The 20,896-nt window shown below is 73.2% G+C and carries 13 protein-coding genes and 1 tRNA gene; 10 read left to right on the top strand and 4 right to left on the bottom strand.

The features are described 5' to 3' along the window. Positions 1 to 207: 207 nt before the first annotated feature. The 8 genes from ACZ404_RS34785 to ACZ404_RS34750 all read left to right on the top strand — a co-directional run bounded on the left by ACZ404_RS34785 (position 208) and on the right by ACZ404_RS34750 (position 14,723). A complete protein-coding gene (locus ACZ404_RS34785) occupies positions 208 to 1,413 on the top strand; it encodes a DNA polymerase III subunit delta' (RefSeq protein WP_468447007.1) in 1,206 nt (401 codons plus the stop codon). Positions 1,414 to 1,575: 162 nt separating this feature from the next. Then, a complete protein-coding gene (locus tag ACZ404_RS34780; protein ID WP_468447006.1) occupies positions 1,576 to 3,213 on the top strand; it encodes an alpha/beta hydrolase in 1,638 nt (545 codons plus the stop codon). A 108-nt stretch (positions 3,214 to 3,321) separates the two neighbouring features. Further along, positions 3,322 to 3,398: transfer RNA gene (locus ACZ404_RS34775), tRNA-Thr, on the top strand. A 274-nt stretch (positions 3,399 to 3,672) separates the two neighbouring features. Next, a complete protein-coding gene (locus tag ACZ404_RS34770) occupies positions 3,673 to 6,156 on the top strand; it encodes a GH92 family glycosyl hydrolase (RefSeq protein WP_468447004.1) in 2,484 nt (827 codons plus the stop codon). Positions 6,157 to 6,505: 349 nt separating this feature from the next. Next, positions 6,506 to 8,032, top strand: coding sequence for a sensor histidine kinase (locus ACZ404_RS34765; RefSeq protein ID WP_468447002.1), 1,527 nt, complete (start codon positions 6,506 to 6,508; stop codon positions 8,030 to 8,032). Continuing rightward, complete coding sequence (locus tag ACZ404_RS34760; RefSeq protein WP_468447000.1) at positions 8,023 to 8,706, top strand: LuxR C-terminal-related transcriptional regulator; 684 nt, start codon at positions 8,023 to 8,025, stop codon at positions 8,704 to 8,706. Before ACZ404_RS34765 ends, ACZ404_RS34760 begins: the two co-directional genes overlap by 10 nt. 167 nt (positions 8,707 to 8,873) lie before the next feature. Next, positions 8,874 to 10,076 carry an alpha/beta hydrolase family protein gene (locus tag ACZ404_RS34755; protein ID WP_468446998.1) on the top strand — a complete coding sequence of 401 codons (1,203 nt, stop codon included), beginning with the start codon at positions 8,874 to 8,876 and terminating at the stop codon, positions 10,074 to 10,076. A 699-nt stretch (positions 10,077 to 10,775) separates the two neighbouring features. Further along, on the top strand, positions 10,776 to 14,723 hold the full coding sequence (locus ACZ404_RS34750; RefSeq protein ID WP_468446996.1) for a BTAD domain-containing putative transcriptional regulator: 3,948 nt from the start codon (positions 10,776 to 10,778) through the stop codon (positions 14,721 to 14,723). 7 nt (positions 14,724 to 14,730) lie between these two features. Here the strand turns inward: ACZ404_RS34750 and ACZ404_RS34745 are convergent, their stop codons facing one another. Then, positions 14,731 to 16,428, bottom strand: coding sequence for a bifunctional 3'-5' exonuclease/DNA polymerase (locus ACZ404_RS34745; RefSeq protein WP_468446994.1), 1,698 nt, complete (start codon positions 16,426 to 16,428; stop codon positions 14,731 to 14,733). Positions 16,429 to 16,964: 536 nt separating this feature from the next. Continuing rightward, complete coding sequence (locus ACZ404_RS34740) at positions 16,965 to 17,735, bottom strand: Clp protease N-terminal domain-containing protein (RefSeq protein ID WP_468446992.1); 771 nt, start codon at positions 17,733 to 17,735, stop codon at positions 16,965 to 16,967. A gap of 158 nt (positions 17,736 to 17,893) precedes the next feature. Here ACZ404_RS34740 and ACZ404_RS34735 point away from each other — a divergent pair, with 158 nt between their 5' ends. Continuing rightward, a complete protein-coding gene (locus ACZ404_RS34735; protein WP_468446990.1) occupies positions 17,894 to 19,018 on the top strand; it encodes a DUF2786 domain-containing protein in 1,125 nt (374 codons plus the stop codon). Between the two features lie 25 nt (positions 19,019 to 19,043). Here ACZ404_RS34735 and ACZ404_RS34730 read toward each other — a convergent pair whose 3' ends face one another. Then, the gene (locus ACZ404_RS34730; RefSeq protein ID WP_468446988.1) at positions 19,044 to 19,559 is read right to left on the bottom strand and encodes a DUF4232 domain-containing protein; all 516 of its coding nucleotides are present in this window, start codon (positions 19,557 to 19,559) and stop codon (positions 19,044 to 19,046) included. A 105-nt stretch (positions 19,560 to 19,664) separates the two neighbouring features. Continuing rightward, positions 19,665 to 20,147, bottom strand: a complete 483-nt coding sequence (locus ACZ404_RS34725; protein ID WP_468446986.1) for a hypothetical protein — start codon at positions 20,145 to 20,147, stop codon at positions 19,665 to 19,667. Positions 20,148 to 20,552: 405 nt separating this feature from the next. On the opposite strand from ACZ404_RS34725, the gene ACZ404_RS34720 reads away from it, so the two are divergent. Continuing rightward, a complete protein-coding gene (locus tag ACZ404_RS34720; protein ID WP_190016948.1) occupies positions 20,553 to 20,822 on the top strand; it encodes a DUF397 domain-containing protein in 270 nt (89 codons plus the stop codon). Positions 20,823 to 20,896: the final 74 nt, after the last annotated feature.

The following is a 20,896-nucleotide window of genomic DNA, read 5'->3' as shown; positions in this document are numbered from 1 at the left end:
CCGCGGCGAGGGCGGCCCGCTCGGCTCGGCCACCCGAAGCGCACGGCTGAAGCCACCAGGACACAACGGCTGGGACCACCGGCTCGCAAGGGCGCCCGTGGAGCACGTCGGAGCTCCGGCGGGCGCCGCCTCGTTGCCGTCGGTGTCAGTGCCCACCCGCACAATGGATTCCGGAACGCGCAAGGTGACGGAAGGGCGGCGTGACCCATGACCGTATGGGACGACCTCGTCGGGCAGGAGAAGGTGACCGCGGTGCTCGACGCCGCGGCGCGGGACGCCGACGCCCTCGTCACGGCGGCCGCGGCGGACGAGCCGTTGCCGCAGGCGTCGAAGATGACGCACGCCTGGCTGTTCACGGGTCCGCCCGGAGCGGGCCGGAACCAGGCGGCGCGGGCCTTCGCCGCCGCCCTGCAGTGCGTGAGCCCCGACCGCGCCCTGGGCGGAGCCCCCGGCTGCGGCTTCTGCGACGGCTGCCACACGGCCCTGCTCGGCACCCACGCGGACGTCACCACCGTCGCCGCCGTCGGCTCCGAGATCCTCGTGCGGGACATGCGGGACACGGTCCGCAAGTCGTTCACCGCCCCGGCGAACGGTCGCTGGCAGATCATCCTCGTCGAGGACGCCGAGCGGCTGAACGAGAAGTCGGCCAACGCCGTCCTCAAGGCCGTCGAGGAGCCCGCCCCGCGCACGGTGTGGCTGCTGTGCGCCCCCTCGATCGAGGACGTCCTGCCGACGATCCGCTCCCGCTGCCGCCACCTGAACCTGCGCACGCCCTCGGTCGACGCCGTGGCCGACATGCTGATGCGCCGCGACGGCATCGAACCCGAGGTCGCGGTGGCCGCCGCCCGCGCCACCCAGGGCCATGTCGACCGGGCCCGGCGTCTGGCCACGGACCCGGCGGCCCGGGAGCGCCGCGCCGCCGTGCTCAGGCTGCCGCTGCGGCTCGACGAGGTGGGGTCCTGCCTGAAGGCGGCCCAGGAACTGGTCGACGCGGCCGCCGAGGACGCCAAGCAGCTCGCCGAGGAGATGGACGGCAAGGAGACCGAGGAACTGAAGGCGGCGCTGGGCGCGGCCCAGGGCGGCCGGCTGCCGCGCGGTACGGCGGGCGTGATGAAGGACCTCGAGGACATGCAGAAGCGCCGCAGAACCCGCACGCAGCGCGACAGCCTCGACGTCGCCCTGAGCGACCTCACCGGCTTCTACCGCGACGTCCTCGCCCTCCAGCTGGGCTCCCGGATCGCGATGGCGAACGGGGACGCCGAGGACGCCCTGGACCGGCTGGCCCGCTCCAGCACCCCGGAGTCCACACTGCGCCGCATAGAGGCGATCGCGGCCTGCCGCGAGGCCCTGGACCGCAACGTGGCCCCACTGCTGGCGGTGGAGGCGATGACGATGGCACTGCGGTCGGGCTGAGCCGGCACCGGCAGCCGAGCGGGGAGCGCCCGGCGTCTTTGCGGGCCAAGGCTCGGGCGTACGGTGGTTGACGGACGGCGTCCCTCGTACGAGGGTCCCCCGTACGAGGCGACCGCCCGCACGCACGGCACGCACCCCGTCGCTCAGCGTTACGCTCGCCTGATGCACACCTGGCCCTCCCTCCGCCGGACCCGTCGACCAGGGACCCGGACCGACCCGACGCGGACACGCCTCCGCACCGGGGCGTCGGCCCGCGTCACGGGCGCCCTCGTCGCGGCCGCCGCACTGCTCGTGTCCGCCTGTTCCGCCGGAAGCCCGGGCACGTCGGCCGGCGGTGCGGCGGAGGCGGCGCTGGCCGCGCTGCCCAGGTCGACGCCGTCGGTGCTGTCGCCGTACTACAGCCAGCACCTGCGCTGGCGCACCTGCGGCGTCCCCGGGTTCCAGTGCGCCACGATGAAGGCGCCCCTGGACTACGCCAAGCCCGCCTCGGGCGACGTCCGGCTCGCCGTGGCCCGCAAGAAGGCGACCGGCAAGGGCACCCCGCTCGGTTCGCTGCTGGTCAACCCCGGCGGCCCGGGCGGCTCGGCGATCAGCTACCTGCAGAGTTACGCGGGCATCGGCTACCCCGCCGAGGTCCGCGCCCGCTACGACATGGTCGCGATGGACCCGCGCGGCGTCGCCCGCAGCGAGCCCGTCGAGTGCCTCGACGGCCCTCACATGGACGCGTACACGGCGACGGACATCACCCCCGACGACCGCAGGGAGACGAACCAGCTGGTCGGGCAGTACCGGAAGTTCGCCGAGGGCTGCGGGGCGCACTCGGCGCGGCTGCTGCGGCACGTGTCCACTGTCGAGGCCGCGCGCGACATGGACATCCTGCGGGCGGTGCTGGGCGACCCGAAGCTGAACTACGTCGGGGCGTCGTACGGCACGTTCCTCGGTGCGACGTACGCCGGGCTGTTCCCGGGGCGGGTGGGCCGCCTGGTGCTGGACGGCGCGATGGACCCGTCCCTGGACGCGCGCACGCTGAACCTGGACCAGACGAAGGGGTTCGAAACGGCGTTCCAGGCGTTCGCGAAGGACTGCGTACGGCAGTCCGACTGCCCGCTCGGCGGCCCGGGCGCGACGCCCGCCCAGGTCGGCGTCCGCCTCGGGGCCTTCTTCCGCAGGCTGGACGCCCACCCCATCCCGGCGGGCGACGCGCACGGCCGCCGGCTGGACGAGGCACTGGCCACCACCGGGGTGATCGCGGCGATGTACGACCAGGGCGCCTGGGAGCAGCTGCGCGAGGCGCTGACCTCGGCGATCAAGGAGCAGGACGGTGCCGGCCTGCTCGCCCTCTCCGACAGCTACTACGAACGCGACGAGAGCGGCCGCTACAGCAACCTGATGATGGCCAACGCCGCAGTGAACTGCCTCGACCTGCCGCCCGCCTTCGACAGCCCCGAGCAGGTCGAGAAGGCCCTGCCCGCGTTCGAGAAGGCGTCCCCGGTCTTCGGCCGGGCCCTGGCCTGGGCGTCGCTGAACTGCGCGTACTGGCCGGTGCGGGCCACCGGCCGGCCGCACCGCATCGAGGCGAAGGGCGCGGCCCCCCTGGTGGTCGTCGGCACCATCCGCGACCCGGCGACGCCCTACCCCTGGGCCCGGTCCCTCGCCAGCCAGCTCACCTCGGCCCGCCTCCTCACCTTCGTCGGTGACGGCCACACCGCCTACGGCCGCGGCAGCACCTGCATCGACTCCGCGATCGACACCTACCTCCTCCACGGCACCCCACCGACCCCCCGGAAGCGCTGCTCATAGCCCCTCCCGCCCGCCCCGGACGAGCCTGCTCCGGGGCGGGTACGAAGCACCCCCCGAAACTGTGTAGACTTACCGACGTTGCTGATCGCACCATGGTGCGGACAGCGCGCCGCTTTAGCTCAGATGGCCAGAGCAACGCACTCGTAATGCGTAGGTCTCGGGTTCGAATCCCGAAAGCGGCTCCATTCGAAGCCCAGCTCAGACAGGTTCTGAGCTGGGCTTTCTCGTGCACGGATGCGACGTCGGCGTGAAACGCGTGCCACCGGCCGGCTCCAGGTGGCTTCTCGGCCGCGTCCCGCGCTGCGCACCACCCCTCACCTCGTTTGCCTCGTCCATTTGGTCACTCTCCGCTGAAATCATGAATACTCCTGGTGACAGCGTTGCCGACGGGGCGTTGGGCGGAGGCTTCCTATGCCAGTGCTGACGAAGTGGCGGCGCTGGGGCCGGTTACTCCCGGCCATGGCCGTCAGTGTCGGAATCGCCACCGCCCTGACGGTCCCCGTCCGGGCAGCGACCGATGACGGGACCGGCAGCATTCCGCAGGATCTCACCCAGTACGTCAACCCGTTCGTCGGCACGAAGAAGACCGGCAGCACCGCCTACGACGGAGGCAACACCTTCCCCGGTGCCGACGCTCCCTTCGGCATGGTGCAGTGGAGCCCGGACACCCGCAGCCGCACGCCCGGCGGCTACGCCTACACCGACCACGAGATCCGTGGCTTCAGCCTGACCCACCTTTCCGGCGCCGGCTGCACCGCCGCCCAGGATCTGCCCTTCATGCCCCACTCAGGCGCCGTGACCCAGTCGCCGGCCACGGAGCCCGGCACCTATCTGGACGGCTTCTCGCACGACGCCGAGTCGGCGCGACCCGGCTACTACGGTGTCACGCTCGCCTCCGGTACGAAGGTCGAGCTGACCGCGACCCAGCGTTCCGGCGCCGGCCGCTTCACCTACCCCGCCGGAAGTACGGCATCCCTTCTCGTCAATGTCTCCGGCTCCGTGGGGGGCACGTCCGATGCCCGAGCGACCATCAGCAAGGCCCGCCGCACCATCACCGGCTACGTCACCAGCGGCGGCTTCTGCGGCAGCCGCAACCGCTACCGCGTGTACTTCTCGGCCACCTTCGACCAGCCCTTCGCCTCCGCCGGCACATGGCACGACGCCGTCGTCTCGCCCGACGGCAAGGGGGACGTTCGTGTCTCAGGGGCACACTCAGGGGCCTACGTCACCTTCGACACCACCAGGTCACATGCCGTGGGCGTCAAGGTCGGCCTGTCCTACGTGAGCATCGCCGGCGCCGCCGAGAACGCAGCGCAGGAGCAGGGTTCCGCGTCGTTCGACACCGTTGCCGAGAGGACCCGGGCACAGTGGAACGCCCGGCTGCACCAGATCGAGGTCGCCGGCGGCACCGACACCCAGCGGACGACCTTCTACACGGCCCTCTACCACTCACTCCTCCAGCCCAACGTCTTCGACGACGTGGACGGCCGGTACATCGGCTTCGACGGCCAGATCCACCAAGTCCCCGACGGCCACCACCAGTACGCCAACTTCTCCGGCTGGGACATATACCGATGTGAGGCTCAGCTGCTCGCCCTGCTCGCCCCCGACGTGGCCTCGGACATCGCCCAGTCCATGTACAACCAGGCGCACCAGGCCGGCGACGTGTGGGACCGGTGGTCGGTCGACAACGACTTCACAGGCGTCATGAACGGCGATCCGTACCACTCGATCCTCGCCGGCATGTACGCCTTCGGGGCCACCGACTTCGACGCCCGGGCAGCGCTGGCGTCCATGGTCAAGGGTGCGACCACCGTCCAGCAGACCGGCGTGCGTTACGTCGAGCGGCCCGGTCTCGCCGATTACCTGTCACTCGGATACCTGCCCGACGACGCGTCGACCACCCTCGAGTACACCACCGCCGACTTCGGAATCGCGGCACTGGCCGGACGGCTCGGCGACACCAGGACCCAGGCGACGTTCATGAGGCGGGCACAACAGTGGCGGAACCTGTTCAACCCCGCCGGCTCCTGGATTCAGCCGCGCGGCCGGGACGGCTCCTTCTGGTCGCCGTTCAATCCGGCCGACCAGAAGGGGTACGTGGAGGGCAACGCCGCCCAGTACCAGTGGATGGTGCCGTACGACCTCGCCGGGCTGTTCACGGCGATGGGAGGCAACGACAAGGTCGTCCCGCGGCTGGACGAGTTCTTCACCGAACTCGACGCGGGGCCGGACAAGCCGTACGCCTTCCTCGGCAACGAACCGTCCCTGAACTCTCCCTGGGCGTATGTCTACGCCGGCGCTCCGTACCGCACCCAGAGCGTGGTCCGCCGCGCCGTCAACACCCTGTGGGGGCCCGGCCCCGACGGCGAGGTGGGCAACGACGACCTGGGCACCCTGTCGTCCTGGTACGTCTGGTCGGCACTCGGCATGTATCCACAGGTGCCGGGCCGGGCCGAACTGGTGCTGGCCGGCCCTCTGTTCCCGGCCGTCACCGTGCACCGTGACGGCGGCCGGTCGATGAGAATCCGCGCGCCCGGCGCGACCGCGGACACGCCCTATGTGCATGCCTTGAAGGTCAACGGCGTGAACTCCTCAAGGGCCTGGCTCCCGGAGTCCTTCGTACGGTACGGCGGCACCCTCGACTACACACTCGGCGACGCCCCCGACACGGCTTGGGGCGCCGCAGGCAGGGACGCCCCGCCGTCCTTCGACGGGCAGGCCCTGTCCCCCACCAGCCCACCCCCCGGCCGCGCGACGCTCCGGCAGGACACCCCGCGGTCAACGGGCACTGCGCGGTCCCGACACCACTGTGCACCGCACGGGCGCCACGCCCCACGATGCCACCGTCACCGTCACCGTCACCGTCACCGCGGCCGGCCCCACCACCACGGCAGGTGGCGAGCGCACAGCCACCGTCCCGTCGACCGCGGACGGCGATGACGAAGGACCACCGACATCTTCGAGTGGCTCGCGGGCAGCGCATCCGGTCCCGGGGGCGGCGGACGGCGCCGACGGGCGGGGACGTGAATCGCCGACCGCGGCCACCCGACGGCCGGCCGCGGTAGGTGTTCACCCACCCCAGAAGTAGGTTTCGGCCCATGGCGTCTGCCGGGCCCCTCGCAGCAGCATGATCCCCGGGTCACAGCGCGTGGCCCGGTGACGAGACGGGGGGGCGGACATGTGGCCGTTTCCGGTGGGCGGGGCGCCCTGGCCGGGAGGCGTGCTCGTGGTGTTGACCGCGGTCTGCGCTGTGCTGGCCGTCAGGGCGGAGCCGGCGCGGGGCCGGCCGGTGAACACCGTGCGACCGGCCGGGCGGATCGGCTGGCCCGTCGTGGCGGGACTGCTGGGCACGGCGGCGTACGGCAGTGTGCCCGCTCTGCTGTTCGCGCTGCACAACTCCGCCGGAGGCGCCGGCTACGTCGTCACCGTGCCGGAACTGCAACCCGACGGGCTGCTCCCGGCGGCGCTGCTCATGGCCGGCCTGCTGGCCACCGCGCTGCTCACCTCGGCGAGCGTGCCCGGGCGGTGGGTGCTGCCCGCGGTCGGGGCGGTGACCGGGGAACTGCTGGAATGCACGTACTGGCTCACGCATTCCTCTGCCGGCTATGGACGGGTACTGCTGAACGTCCTGGTGGGCTGTGTGAGCGTCCCCGTGCTCGCCGCCTTCGCCGGTGCGGCGCTGCGCCGGACGGCGAGCGGCAGGCTCGCGCGTCTGGCCGCCGCCGACGCGCCGAGGTCCGCGCGCTGGGCCCTGCTGTTGCCCGCCGTCGTGGTGATGACCGGTGACCTGCTCGGCCTCGATCTGTGGCAGTCCGCCTCGCCGGGCACCGGGATCGGGCCGGCAGTGGTGAGTTACCTGGCGGGGCTGGCGCTGTTGGCGGCCGTCGTGCTCGGGCTGGTGAGGTGGCCGCGGGCGGCGGCGAACCTGGCGGCCCTGGGGCTGGTCGGGATCGGGGTGTACGACGTCGCCCAGAGCGGGTTCGGCAAGTCGCTGGTGGTGGTGCAGAAGTTCGGCTCCCCGACCGGGCCGGCGCCGCTGCTCCCCGTCGAGACGGCTCACCATGCGTCGGTTCTCGGCGGGATCCAGGGGGCGGTGCTGCTGGCCCTCGGGCTGTGGCTGCTGCCGCTGACCGTGCTGCCGGATGCCCGGCGGCTGCTCGGGCGGGGGCCGGATCCGGCGCTGGCCCGGCGGGTGGCGGAGCTGACCGAGACACGGGCCGAGGCGGTCGGCTCCGCGGCCGCGGAACTGCGCAGGATCGAGCGGGATCTGCACGACGGGGCGCAGGGAAGGCTGGTCACCATCGGTATGAACCTCCGGGTCGCGGAGGAGATGATCCACAGCGATCCGCACGAGGCCGCCGCACTGGTGGTGGAGGCCCGCGTCGCCTCGGCCGCGGCACTGGAGGAACTGCGCGGCCTGATCAGGGGGATACACCCGCCGATGCTGGCCGACCGGGGCCTGGGGGAGGCGGTCCGGGCGCTCGCACTGGACCTGCCCCTGCCGTGTGAGACCGAGATCGATCTGCCCGGACGGCTCGCCGCCCCGCTGGAGTCGGCCTGCTACTTCGCGGTCGCCGAGGTGGTCACCAACGCCGTCCGGCACGCCTCGGCGCAGGGCCTCCGGATCCGGATGGCCCGGACGGACGGGCTGGTGCGCATCGAGGTGGCCGACGACGGGGTGGGCGGCGCGGATCCCGCCCGGGGCACCGGGCTGGCCGGGGTGGAGCGACGGCTGGCGGCCTTCGACGGCATCCTGGCGGTCAGCAGCCCGCTCGGGGGGCCGACGATCGTGGTCATGGAGGTGCCGTGCGCGTAGTCGTCGCGGAGGATCTGTTCCTGCTCAGGGAAGGGCTGGTCAGACTCCTCAAGGCACGTGGGTTCGAGATCGTGGCGGCCACCGACAGTGCGCCGGGCCTGCTCCGAGCGCTGCTGGAGCTCCGGCCGGACCTCGCGATCGTGGACATCAGGCTGCCGCCCACCCACACCGATGACGGACTCCGTGCGGCGCTGTCCGCCCGGGAACGGATACCCGGGCTGCCGATTCTGCTGCTCTCCCAGTACGTCGAGCAGATCTACGCCCAGGAGCTGCTCGCCGATCAGGCCGGAGGGGTCGGCTATCTGCTCAAGGACCGGGTGTTCAGCGACGACCAGTTCGTCGACGTGATCCGTACGGTGGCCGCGGGTGGCACGGTCATGGACCCGGAAGTGGTCACCAAGCTGCTCGGCCGCCGCAGCCGTGGTGAAGGCGAACCGATCTCCAGGCTGACCGAGCGGGAGCGTCAGGTGCTTGAGCTGATGGCCGAGGGACGCTCCAACAGCGCCATCGCGAACCGGCTGTTCATCAGCGAGAAGGCCGTGTCGAAGCACAGCACCGGCATCTTCGCCAAGCTGGGGCTCGCCCCCTCCGACGACGACAACCGTCGGGTGCTGGCCGTGCTCGCCCACCTCATGTCCGCGCCGCGTGAAGGCCGCACTCCACCGAGCCACTGAGCCGATCGAGACCGAAACACTGCCGGGACCGGGACCGGGACCGGGGCCGGGGACCGGGGCCGGGCCATGGCCGGAGCGAAATTCGGGCCGGGGGCGGCCCAGGCGCCCGGTGCAGTCCAGTGCTGTCCGGTGCTGTCCAGTGCTGTCCAGAAACCCAGGGAGGACCCATGACGACCACTCCGTTCGTGAACCGAGAAGGGATGACCCGCCGAGGCATGCTCGGAGCCGCGCTGGCGGTCGGGACCGCCGTGCCGATGGGCGTCGCAGGCCCGGCCCGGGCGGCTTCGACCACCGCGGACCCGGTGCGGCTCACCCTGCCCGCGCCGACCGGACCGTACCCGGTGGGCACGGTGCCCCTGCACCTCGTCGACACCTCACGTCCCGATCCCGTGGCCGGCTCCGGGCATCACCGCGCGTTGATGGCCGCCGTCTGGTACCCCGCCCGGGGCGTCAAACGGTATCCACGGGCCGCCTGGACGTCCCCCGCCGTGGCGCGGGCACTCCTCACGTCGGCGGGCTTTCCGGCCGATGTCGCGGTGGCACCACTCACGGCCGGTCACGAGGGCGCCCCGGTGCTGCGCACGGGCCGGCGACTGCCCGTCGTCGTCTTCTCGCACGGTGCGCACGATCACCGGGCGGACGCCACCATCGTGGTGCAGGAACTCGCCAGCCACGGGTATGTCGTGGTCACGGTCGACCACACGTACGACGCGTTCAGCGTGTTCCCCGACGGCCGGCTCACGGTCCCGCTCGATCGACCTGCCCTGACACCGCGGGACTTCGCCACCGACATACGATTCGTGCTCGACCGCGTCGAGGACCTCGCGGCCGGGCGCAACCCCGACGCCGAAGAGCGGCCGCTGCCGGCCGGCCTGCTCGGCGCCCTCGATCCGCGGCGCATCGGCATGTTCGGCTGGTCGAAGGGTGCGACGGCGACGGCCTGGGTGATGAGCGAAGACCGGCGCCTGCAGGCCGGGCTGAGCTTTGACGGGCCGATGCAGCCGACGGTCACCACCGACCTGGACCGGCCGTTCATGCTGATGACCGCCGAGTTCCCCAGGGCCACGCAGCCGAGCGTCGCCGATTTCTGGTCGCACCTGCGGGGATGGCGGCTCAACATCCAGGCAGAGGGCGCGGTTCACTCGTCGTACTGCGACGTCCAGTTCCTGATCCCGCAGCTGGCACAGGCTGTCGGGATGAGTCCCGCGGATCTTCAGGGCTGGATCGGCACCCTCGATCCGGCCCGGGCGGTGCGGATCCAGCAGGCGTACCCGCTCGCCTTCTTCGACCTGCACCTGCGGCACCGGACGCACCGCCACCTGCTCGACGGCCCGAGCCCGGCCTTCCCGGAGGTGACGTTCGTCCCGTGAAGCGGCGGACCGCGCGGCGCCCGGTCGGGACCGACGGGTACGCAGTTCGACGACTGGCTGCTCCACCGGGCCGGCGACGCGCTGCTGCTCGCCGTCGGTTGCGGACTCGTTCACCTCTCGTCCTCGGCGGCGGCGTCCGGACCCACTGGCCTTCGGCCTGATCGCGGGAATCCTGGCTGTCGTGACGCTGCGGCTGACGGCGGGCCGTGCCGGGGTGGCCGACGCCAGGGCGCGGCTGCAGGATCCCGCCCAACCCTGGAGACACGACCCGGGCGTGCCGGGCACTGGGGCTTCGTCCGAGTCCGCGGGCACAAGGGACGGGACAGGGCCCCGGTCGTTCACCTCCGCCGACCGGAGCCCTCCTGCGTCCCCGGATCAGGCCTGCGGCGACACTCCCCCGAGTTACGCGACATCACGCGCGCACCGTTGGACCCGATCCGATGAAAGGATCACATCAGGGTTCGCCAACGGATCGCTAACATGTGGCCAACGGTTCGTCCGTAAGCCGCGGACCAGTTGGCCGGAAGTCGCCGGACAGAAGCGGCGGCAAGCGGGAACCCTAGTGGATCCCGGCGCGGACCGGCAGACGGAACGTGGCGGGAAACCGATGTGGAAGGGCGGGATTCCGCCAGGGAACGGCGGGCACGTGCCCGCCGCGCGGCACGGCGGACAGGACAGCGCGAGAGGCAGAGGAGCGGCGTGAGGCGGCGGTGCGAGCTGCGGTTCGGACTGCTGGGACCCCCGGTCCTCTACGACCGACAGCTGTACGGGATTTCGTACGACGCCCCCCGCCACGCCCCCGGCTCCCCCCACCGCGCTCACGAGGACGGCCCTGACTCCGCTCTCGGCAACCTCGTCCGCCCCATCGGCAGCCCGAAGGTACGCGCCCTGCTCGCCGCGCTGCTGCTGGAAGCCGGCCGTGTCGTGTCGGTCGAGTCGCTGAAGGACGCCCTGTGGGGCGGGGCGCCCCCTGTCTCCGCACAGGCCTCGCTGCACAACCACGTCACCCGGCTGCGCCGGCTCCTGGACAACCCCGAGCGGCTCAGGGCCGTGGCGCCCGGGTATCTGCTGCGGGTCAACGGCGGCGAGCTCGACGTGCACGTGTTCGATGCCCGGGTCGAGCAGGCGCGTGCCGCGCACGCCCGGCGCGACTGGGCCCGCGTGATGGACACCTCCACGGCGGCGCTCGCGCTGTGGCGCGGTACCCCGCTCAGCGGACTGCCCGCCGACTTCGGCGGCTACGCCTTCGTCCAGCGCCTGGAGGAGGCGCGGCTGCTCCTGCTGGAGTGGCGGTACGACGCCGAACTCGCCCTCGGCGGGATCCGGTTGGCCGCTCTTGTCCCCGAGCTGGCGGCGCTGGTCGCCGAGCATCCGCTGCGCGAGGCGTACCACCGCCAGCTGATGCTCGCCCTGCATCGCACCGGTCGCCAGGCCGAGGCCCTGGCCGTCCACCGCGATCTGCGCACCCGCCTGGTGGAGGAGCTCGGCATCGAGCCCGGTCCGGCCATCCGCGAGGCCCACGCGGAGGTCCTGCGGGACCTGACGACACCGTCCCACCACCACGAGCCACCGGTCACTCCGCTGCCCGCACCCGGGCACACCCGCACCCCGGCCGACCACGAGTCACCGGTCACTCCGCTGCCCGCACCCGGGCACACCCCCACCCCGGCCGACCATGAGCCGACCGACGCCGAGAATCCGTCCGAGAGCACCCCCGCACCGGCGCCTGAAGCCGCCCCGGCACCCACCGCCGCGGACCGCACCCGACCCGGCCCGCCGTCACCTGCCGACCCCGAGCGACTCCCGTCGGCCGCCCCCACCTCTGCTGACGGCAAGCCGCCTCACTCCGACACCCCCGCACGCACGGACAGCGAGTCGCTTCGCCCTGCCGGCCCCACACCCGCCGACACGCCTGCTGACGGCGAGTCCCCTCGCTCCGGCGCCGAAGGATCCGTAACCGCCGAGGGCGCGTCGCCTCGCTTCAGCGGCCCCGCGTCCGCCGAGGGTGCGTTGCCCGGCTCCGGCGCCTCCGCGACCGCGCCCGCCGACGGTGCGTCGCTCGGTTCTGGCATCCCCGCGTCCGTGCCCGTCGACGGCAGGTCGCTCCGCACTGGCGGTCCGGCCCCCGCACCCGCAGCCGCCGACGGTGCTCCCGCCCCGCAGGGGCCACCCGCACCCGACGACGAAAGTCGCACGGGTGGTGCGGGTGGGAGCCCGGGCCCGGCCGAAGGCCGGCCCGCACCCGCACAACTCCCCCCGCCACCGGCCAACTTCACCGGCCGCACCCCCGAACTCACCGACCTGCAGCACACCCTCGCCACTCGCCGCAGCCACCTCGCCGTGATCAGCGGCATGGCCGGCGTCGGCAAGAGTGCCCTCGCCCTGCAGGCGGCCCACGCCCTGCGCGAACGCTTCCCTGACGGCCAGCTGTACGTGAACCTGCACGGCGCCACCCCCGGCATGACCCCCCTCAGCCCGGCGCAGGCCCTCACCGCCCTGCTCCGCGACCTCGGCGCCGACCCCCGCAACATCCCCGAACACCCGGATGCCGCCGCCGCGTTGCTCCGCTCCCTCCTGGCCCCCGCCCGCATCCTGCTCCTGCTGGACGACGCGGCCAGCGCCGCCCAGGTGCGCCCCCTGCTGCCGGCCGGCCCCGGCTGCGCGGTGATCGTCACCAGCCGCTCGCCGCTGACCGCACTGGACGGGGCCCGTCGCGTCCCGCTCGGACCGCTGACGAGTGAGGACAGCGCGGCGTTGCTACGCGCGGTGAGTGGCCGCGCAGGCCTCGACGCCGGCCACGCCCTGGTGGAGCTGACCGGCAGGCTTCCACTCGCCCTGCGGGTCGTCGCCGCCCGGCTGGCCGCCCGCCAGGCCCTCACCCCGGACGTGCTGGCCGGTCAACTGGCCGCCAAGGAAGGCAGGCTGCATCACCTCGAGTACGACGATCTGAGCGTCCGCCGTTCGCTGGCCGTCGCCCACGACGCCCTCGCCGCAGCCGAGCGCGAGGCCGACCGGGACGCGGCCCTCGCCCTGCGCCGCATCGGCACCCTCGATCTGCCGACCTACGGCGCCCCGCTGGTCGCCCGCCTCACCGGTACCGACGAGCGGCGCGCCGAGGCGGCCCTGGACCGACTGGTCGACGTGGCGCTGCTGGAGGAGACGGCCTACGGCCGTTACGCCCCGCACGACCTGGTCCGCGACTACGCCCGCGAACTGGCCGACGAACACACCGCACCTCCCACGAACGCCACGGCCGGCCCCACCGCCCCCACCGGCCCCGGCACGCCCGCCACCCCCACGAACCGCCCGGCGGGCACCACCCAGGCCCTCTGCGCCGACCGCCCCGCAGGCACCGCCCCCAACCCGGCCACGGCGCCGATCCCAGGTCGGGCACCCGCGCCCGCCACGACTCCCCGGCCCCACGACTCCGCAGGCACGGCCCCCGCCTCGGCGAAGAGCCCGACCCCGGCTCCCGGGCCGGCCACGCCTCCCGCCCACGCCCCTGCCCCCGACCTGATCGCCCTCCGCTGGTACGCGGCCGTGGCCGAGCGCGCTCTCACCGCCATCGTCGAGCCCGGTCTCGACCACGACGACCGCCGGCAGCCCACCTGCGCCCAGCCCCCCGAGCACGCGGCGGACGTGGCGGCCGTGCCCCCCTTCGAGTCCGCCGAGGAGGCCTTCGGGTGGGGTGACGGGGAGCTGGAGAACATCGTCGCGCTCGTGGCGCGGAACGCCGACACGGACGACGACCGGAGGGCCGCCCACCTCTCCACGCTCGTCCGCCTGCTCTTCCCGTACGTCCAGCGCAGCGGCCGCGTCGCCGAGATGGAGGTGCTGGGGCGGGCCGCGCTCGTCACCGCGCGGCGGCTCGGCGACGCGGCGGCCGAGGCGTACGCACTGGGCGACCTCGCGGGACTGCACTTCCTGACCGGGCGGCAGAACGACGCCCTCAGCCTCACCGACCAGGCACTGGTGATCTGGCGGCGGCTCGGCCGGGTCTCCTGGATCCGGCGCTGCCTGAACAACCGGGGGCTGCTGCTCGAGGGCCTCGGCCGGTACGCGGAGTCCGGGGAGGCGCTGCGTCAGAGCCTCGCCCACTCCCGGGAGCTGGACGACCCCTACGGGGAGGCGGTCACCCACAGCCACCTCGGCAATCTCTACGAGCACACCGACCCGCGCGCCGCCATCGAGCAGCACCGCCGCTCGCTGGCGATCGGAGACGCCATCGGAGCCGTCATCGTGCAGCACTCGGCGCACTGCAACATCGGGTACGCCCACCTCACGCTCGGCGAACCGGAGGCGGCCGCCGGGCACTTCGAGGAGAGCCTGCGCATCCTCGGCGGACACGGCGACTGGCACGGCGAGTCCCAGACCCGGCTCGGACTGGTCCGCGCGCTGCGGCAGCTCGGCGAGGGGGAGCGGGCCCTGCGCGAGTGCGGCGAGCTGCTGCGCCGGGCCGACGCCCGCGCCGACCGGTACATGGGCGGTCTCGCCCGCCACCAGCAGGGGCTGCTGCTGCGCGAGCAGGGGCGGACGGCGCAGGCGCGTGACGCCTGGCGTGCGGCTCTCGCGGCCCTGGACGGCACCGACGAGCAGGTGGTGCTGGAGGAGCTGCGGGAGCTGCTGACCGGCGGCACGGCGCCGTAAGACGCGGTCACTTGGCGTCGGCATAGCACTCCACCACCGCTGTCGTGAACGGGAAGCGCACCGGGGTCTCGCCGAACGTCAGCCGGCCGGCGAGACCGGCGGCGTCCTTGATGGCCTCCACGACCGTGTCGGCCTCCTCGGCGGGGCAGTGCACGATCACCTCGTCGTGCTGGAAGAAGACCAGCTCGGCCTTCATGTCCCACAGCGTCTGCCGCAGCGCGGCGAGCAGCAGCAGGGCCCAGTCGGCGGCGCTGCCCTGCACCACGAAGTTGCGCGCGAAGCGGCCCCGCGCGCGGGAGTTGGTCGAGGCGTAGCCGGGAACCCAGGCCTGGCCGTCCGCCTGGCCCTCGGTGTCGTCGTCCGCGACGGGGATGCCCGCCTCCTCCGCCGCGTCCTCGCCCGCCCCGGCGGCCGGTGGGCAGGTCCGGCCCAGCCAGGTGCGCACGAGCCGGCCCTCCTCGCCGGCCCGCGCGGCCTCGTCGACGTAGGCCACCGCCTTGGGGAAGCGGCGGCGCAGCGCGGCGAGGTTCTTCAGGCCGTCGCCGGAGGTCTGCCCGTAGACCGCGCCGAGCACGGCGATCTTGGCCTGGTTCCGGTCGCCGGAGAAGGCGCGGTCGGAGACGGCCTGGTAGAGGTCGCTCGCGCGGCCGGCCACCTCCATCAGGCCGGGGTCGCGGGAGATCGCCGCCAGCACGCGCGGCTCCATCTGGTCGGCGTCGGCCACGACCAGCCGCCAGCCGGGGTCGGCGACCACGGCCCGCCGGATCACCTTGGGGATCTGCAGCGCGCCCCCGCCGTTGGTCACCCAGCGGCCGGTGACCGTCCCGCCGGCCTGGAACTCCGGCCGGAAGCGCCCGTCGCGCACCCAGTCCTGCAGCCAGGACCAGCCGTGGGCCACCCAGATCCGGTACAGCTTCTTGTACTCCAGCAGGGGTTCGACGGCCGGGTGGTCGACGGATGCGATCTCCCAGCGGCGGGTGGAGCGCACCTTGATCCCGGCCTGCGCGAAGGCCTTGATCACATCGGCGGGCAGGTCGGGCCGCACCCGGCGGCCGAAGGCAGCGGACACCTCGTCCGCCAGCTCGGCCAGGCGGCGGGGCTCACCACCGCCCGCGTACCGCTCGCCGAGCAGGTCGTGGAGCAGGCCGCGGTGGACCTCGGCGCTCCAGGGGAGGCCGGCACGGTTCAACTCGGCGGCCACCAGGGTCCCCGCCGACTCGGCGGCGGTCAGCAGCCGCATGCGGTCGGGATGCGCCGTGTGCTCGTGCCGCCGCTGCTGCTCGGCGTAGACCGCGAGCAGGTCCTGCAGGGGCAGCCGGGTGCCGGCCGGCTCGAACAGCGGGGACTGCGCGCCCGGTTCGGCGGGGCGCTGCGGCGGGTCGGGCGGTACGGGGCCGCCCCGGAGGCGGGCCAGGGCTGCGGCGGCCGAACGCGGCTCGCCGTACCGGCCCTCGTGGCCCAGCAGGAGTGTTTCGGCGTCCTCGACGTCGTAGCACCGCGCGACTCGCACCCCCGTGGCGAGCAGTCGCGGGTAGACCTCGGCGGTCGACCGCCACACCCAGCGCGTCACCTCCGGGCGGCTCCGCACCGCCCCGGCGGGATCGCTCTCCCGCCGCACCGGCCCGGCGGGCAGCCCGTCCGGGCCGAGGGGGGCGACGTCCACGCCACCGTCCTCGGCCGGCGCGAGAGCCCACCGGTCGGTCATGACTGCGAGTGTGGCAGGGGGGTCTGACAACGCCCCTGACCTGCGCATTCTCCACCACAATGACGCCGGAGCAGTGCCACCCGCCCGTATCGGTGCCGTCCGAGAGCGATCCCGGACGCGTAGCCATGCCCCCGGAGCGGTGCTGCCTTGAGCGCTGCCGGCCGCAGTGATCCCACCCGCGGATCCACCGCCCGGAGCGACCCCGCCGGCAGATCTGTCCCGCTCGGGGCGGTCCCGCTCGCGGAGCCATCCCGCCGGGAGCCGTGCCAGCCGCAGCGGTGCCGCTCGTGGATCTGTCCCGCTCGGGGCGGTCCCGCTCGCGGAGCCATCCCGCCGGGAGCCGTGCCGGCTCCAGGAGTCCCGCCCGCGGATCTGTCCCGCCCGTGGAGCCATCCCGCCGGGAGCAGTGTCGGCCGCAGCGGGCCCGCTCGAGGGTTTCCGCCCCGCCCGTGGAGCCACCGCGCCCGGAGCCGTGTCGGCCGCAGTGGTTCCGTCCGAGGGTGTCGGCCCCACTGCGGCCCGCTGCAGCCCCGGTGTCAGTCCTCCTGATCCTCCGTCGCGGCCTCCGCCGCGTCCGACGCCGCCTTCTTCTGTTCCAGCAGCAGCGACAGCACCTTGCCGACGTACTCCTCGGTCGCCGCCTTGGTGATGCCGAGGCCGCTGAGCACGCCCTCGCCGTTCTCGTGCTCCAGCAGGGCCAGCAGGATGTGCTCGGTGCCGATGTAGTTGTGGCCGAGCCGGAGGGCCTCGCGGAAGGTCAGTTCGAGCGCCTTCTTGGCGTCCGGGCCGTAGGGGACGAGCTCGGGGACGTTCTCCGCGGCCGGCGGCAGCGCGGCGGTCGCGGCCTGGCGTACGGAGTCCAGCAGGACGCCCTGCGCGGTGATCGCCTTCGCGGCCAGGCCCTCCGGCTCGACGAGCAGCCCGAGGACCAGATGCTCGGGCCGGCCCTCGGCGTTGCGGGCGGCCACGGCCTCGTTGTGCGCGGCCATGACCACGTTCCGCGCGCGCGGGGTGTAGCGGCTGAAGCCCTGGCTGAGGTCGAGGTCGGCCGACTCCTTCTGCACGAACCGCTTCTGCGCCGCCTGCCGGGTCACGCCCATGCTCCGGCCGATGTCGGTCCAGGAGGCGCCCGAGCGGCGGGCCTGGTCGACGAAGTGGCCGATCAGGTGGTCGGCCACGTCACCGAGGTGGTCGGCGGCGATCACCGCGTCCTGGAGCTGGTCGAGGGGTTCGGAGTGAACCTTCTTGATGGCCTCGATGAGGTCGTCGAGGCGAACGGATGCCGTGATGGTGGGGTTGGTCGCCATGTGTCAACCGTAGGTTGTCACCCACTCACTGTCAACTGATGGTTGACAGTCCTACCTCGTGCTCGGCGCGCGTCCGCGCGCGGGCCCGGGGGAGTGGCTGTCCACAGGGTGTGGACGGCGCCGGCCCGCTGTCAGCGGGGCGTGGCACGATCGACAGCGTGACCAGCACCGCCAGCACCGTCGAGCGGGCCTTCCGGGCCGCGCTGTACGACGACACCGACACCGGCCTCGACACGGGCGCCTCCCTGCTCGCGGCCGACCCCGCCGCGGACGACGAACTCGGGCGCCGGGGCGCGCAGTTCGTGGCCACGGCCTGGCAGCGTGGCTGGCAGCCCGCCGATGTCGTACGGCTCGTACGGCGGGAGCTGGACGACGTGCACGTGCCGATGGCGGCGGCGCTGATCCGTGAGCAGGCCTCGCAGGACCGCCCGCGCGGGCCCCGTTGGGCCGCCCAGCTCGAGGCCCTGCCCCGGGAGCCGGTGCGCGCGACGGACCGTTTCTCGCACGCCACCGCCGTCCTTGAGCTGTACCGTCTGCTGCTGCGCCTGCCCGCGCTGGAGACCCTCGAGGAGCCCCGCCGCGATCCCCGGCCCGGTGTCTCCCGGATGCTCGGCCGTATCCGCGCCCTGCTGGCCAAGGCCGAGGCGACCGGATACCCCGAGGAGGCGGAGGCGCTCAGCGCCAAGGCGCAGGAACTGATGGCCCGGCACAGCATCGACGAGGCGCTGCTCGCCGCGGCCGCCCCCGCGCCGGACGCGCCCGGAGCCTGCCGTATCGGGGTCGAGCCGCCGTACGAGCAGGCCAAGGCGGTGCTGCTCGACGCGGTCGCCACCGCCAACCACTGCCGCGCGGTGTGGAACGAACCGCTCGGCTTCTCCACGGTGGTCGGCTTCGAGGCGGACCTGGAGGCGGTCGAACTGCTCTACACCTCGCTGCTGGTGCAGGCCACGCACGCGATGACGAAGGCGGAGGCGGCCCAGCGGGCCGGCGGCCGCAAGCGCACCAAGACCTTCCGGCAGTCGTTCCTCGCGGCCTACGCCCACCGCGTCGGCGACCGCCTCGCCGCCGCGGCCGAGACCCAGGTGACCGAGGACCTGCTGCCGGTCCTCGCCACCCGGGAGATATCCGTCACCGACCGGCTGGAGCGCATGTTCCCGGAGACCACCACGACCCGGTTGCGCGGCGTGAGCGACGCGGCGGGTTGGACGGAGGGTGCCCGGGCGGCGGACCACGCCCAGGTCACCGCCCGCCCACGCCTCGGCCGAGCGCCGGGTCACCGGTGACCGAGCGGCACCAGGGCCGGCCCGCTCAGTCCCCGACCTGCTGGAAGGCGCTGACGGACGCGTTCGGGGCGCCGGTGCCCCCCTTGCCGGCGACGGGGCCGTACTTCCACGGGAACGTGCGCGTGGCCTTGGAGCCGGGCAGGCTGATGCGCACCGTCCTCGCGTCCAGAGTGGCCTGGTCGCCCGCCTTGCCGCGCACGTACGTGATGCTGAACGACGCCGAGTCCCCCTTGGCGAGCTTCAGCTTCTGAGCCTTGGCGCCCTGCTGAGCCCCGAGCGAGACCTGCGAGCCGCCCGAGCCCAGCGACACCCCGGGGAAGTGGTCCAGGGTGCAGGGCCTGCTCTGGTTGGTGATGCTGACCGGCACCTCACCCGTGTCCCCGGCGGCCGGGGCCACACTCGCCGACCCGACCTGCACCAACACGCCGCCGATCTCGCAGGCGGAGCCGCTCTTGCCGTTCTTGCCGCCGCCACCGTCGTCACAGGCGGTCAGGAGGAGGGCGGCGGCGACGGCGGTGACGGTGAGCGGAATGAGGCGCATGAGCAGGTCCCATCGAGGTCGTGACGGTCTCCCCGCATCATGGCCCCTGCGCCGGGGACCGGATCACGCACCCCTGCGGAATTCACCGCTTCAGGTGGGCGGCCCTCACTGCTTGATCGCCGTCGGGAGACCGGACGGCAGCTTGCCGCCCTCGGCCTTGGTGTACGTCTCCTGGCCGAGCTTGCCGGACCACGTCACCTTCATGCCGTCCCCGGTCACCGAGTCGACCATGCCGGTGACCCGGTCCTTGTTGCCGTTGCTGCAGGTCAGGTGGATCATCCGCATGCCGGACTCGCTGCCCGCGGTGCCGCTGCACACGGTGCCGCCGGTCGCGAAGAGCCCGGCCTTCTTGCCGGTGATCACCAGGGCCACGATGGTGCCCTTGCTGGTGGTGACCCAGCTGCCCTGGAGCTTGCCGGAGGAGCCCGTCACGGCGCTGGTGGACCCGGCGGTGGGCGACGAGGTCGTACCGGCCGTGGGGGAGGAGTCGTCCTGGGAGCCGCCTCCGCTGCACGCGGTCAGCGCGAGCGCGCCCACCAGCCCCGCGGCCGCGGCCGCGATCCGCACCCTTGCAGTCGCCGTAGTCACGTCATGCTCCCAAGCTCCAGTGGCCGGCCGCCCGTGGCCGGAGGGACCGCAGCAAGCTACCAGCCGTTCCCCGGAGGCCTCGGGGGCGCCGGGCGGGAATCCCGTGTGAGCCTGCTCGCGCCATCCCCACGACGACCGCGGCCAGGCCCGCACCCCGACCTTTCGTTGCGGACTGGACCATTCCGCGCGCTCGGGGGAACAGGAACGGCCCGGCGTGCGTCTCTCCCTGTGTACGGGGGCTCGCGTCGCCCTTCGTTAAAGGCGACGCCAAAGCTGTAATCGCAGGACCACCCCTCGTGCACGTGCATCTGCTCATGCATCCGCACATGAACAAGGTTATGATCCGGTTCGGTTGACACCAGCATCCATGGCCACACCAGCCAGTGCACCATCGGGGAGCGACCTGTGGACCGCGACGTTGACGGCGTGTACGGGGGGTTCGACGTGTACAACGGCATGGCTGCCACGCAGCTGGACGGAGTGGCCTGGCAGAAGAGCAGGCACAGCAACTCACAGGGCTCCTGCGTGGAGTTCGCGCGGCTGCCCGGCGGCGAGGTGGCCGTACGCAACTCGCGCTTCCCGGACGGACCCGCGCTCGTCTACACCCGTGCGGAGATCGAGGCCATGCTCCTCGGCGTCAAGGACGGCGAGTTCGACCACCTCATAGCGAGCTGACACACGCGCAGCCGCCCCGCGCAAGGCCTTGGCAACGATGTCGTGGCCCCCGCACGGCAACGGTGGAAGTGCCG

It is taken from the genome of Streptomyces sp. NPDC030798 (genome assembly GCF_055572275.1).
The sequence above is the reverse complement of the archived record's forward strand: the minus strand, read 5'-3'. Positions and strand labels throughout refer to the sequence as shown.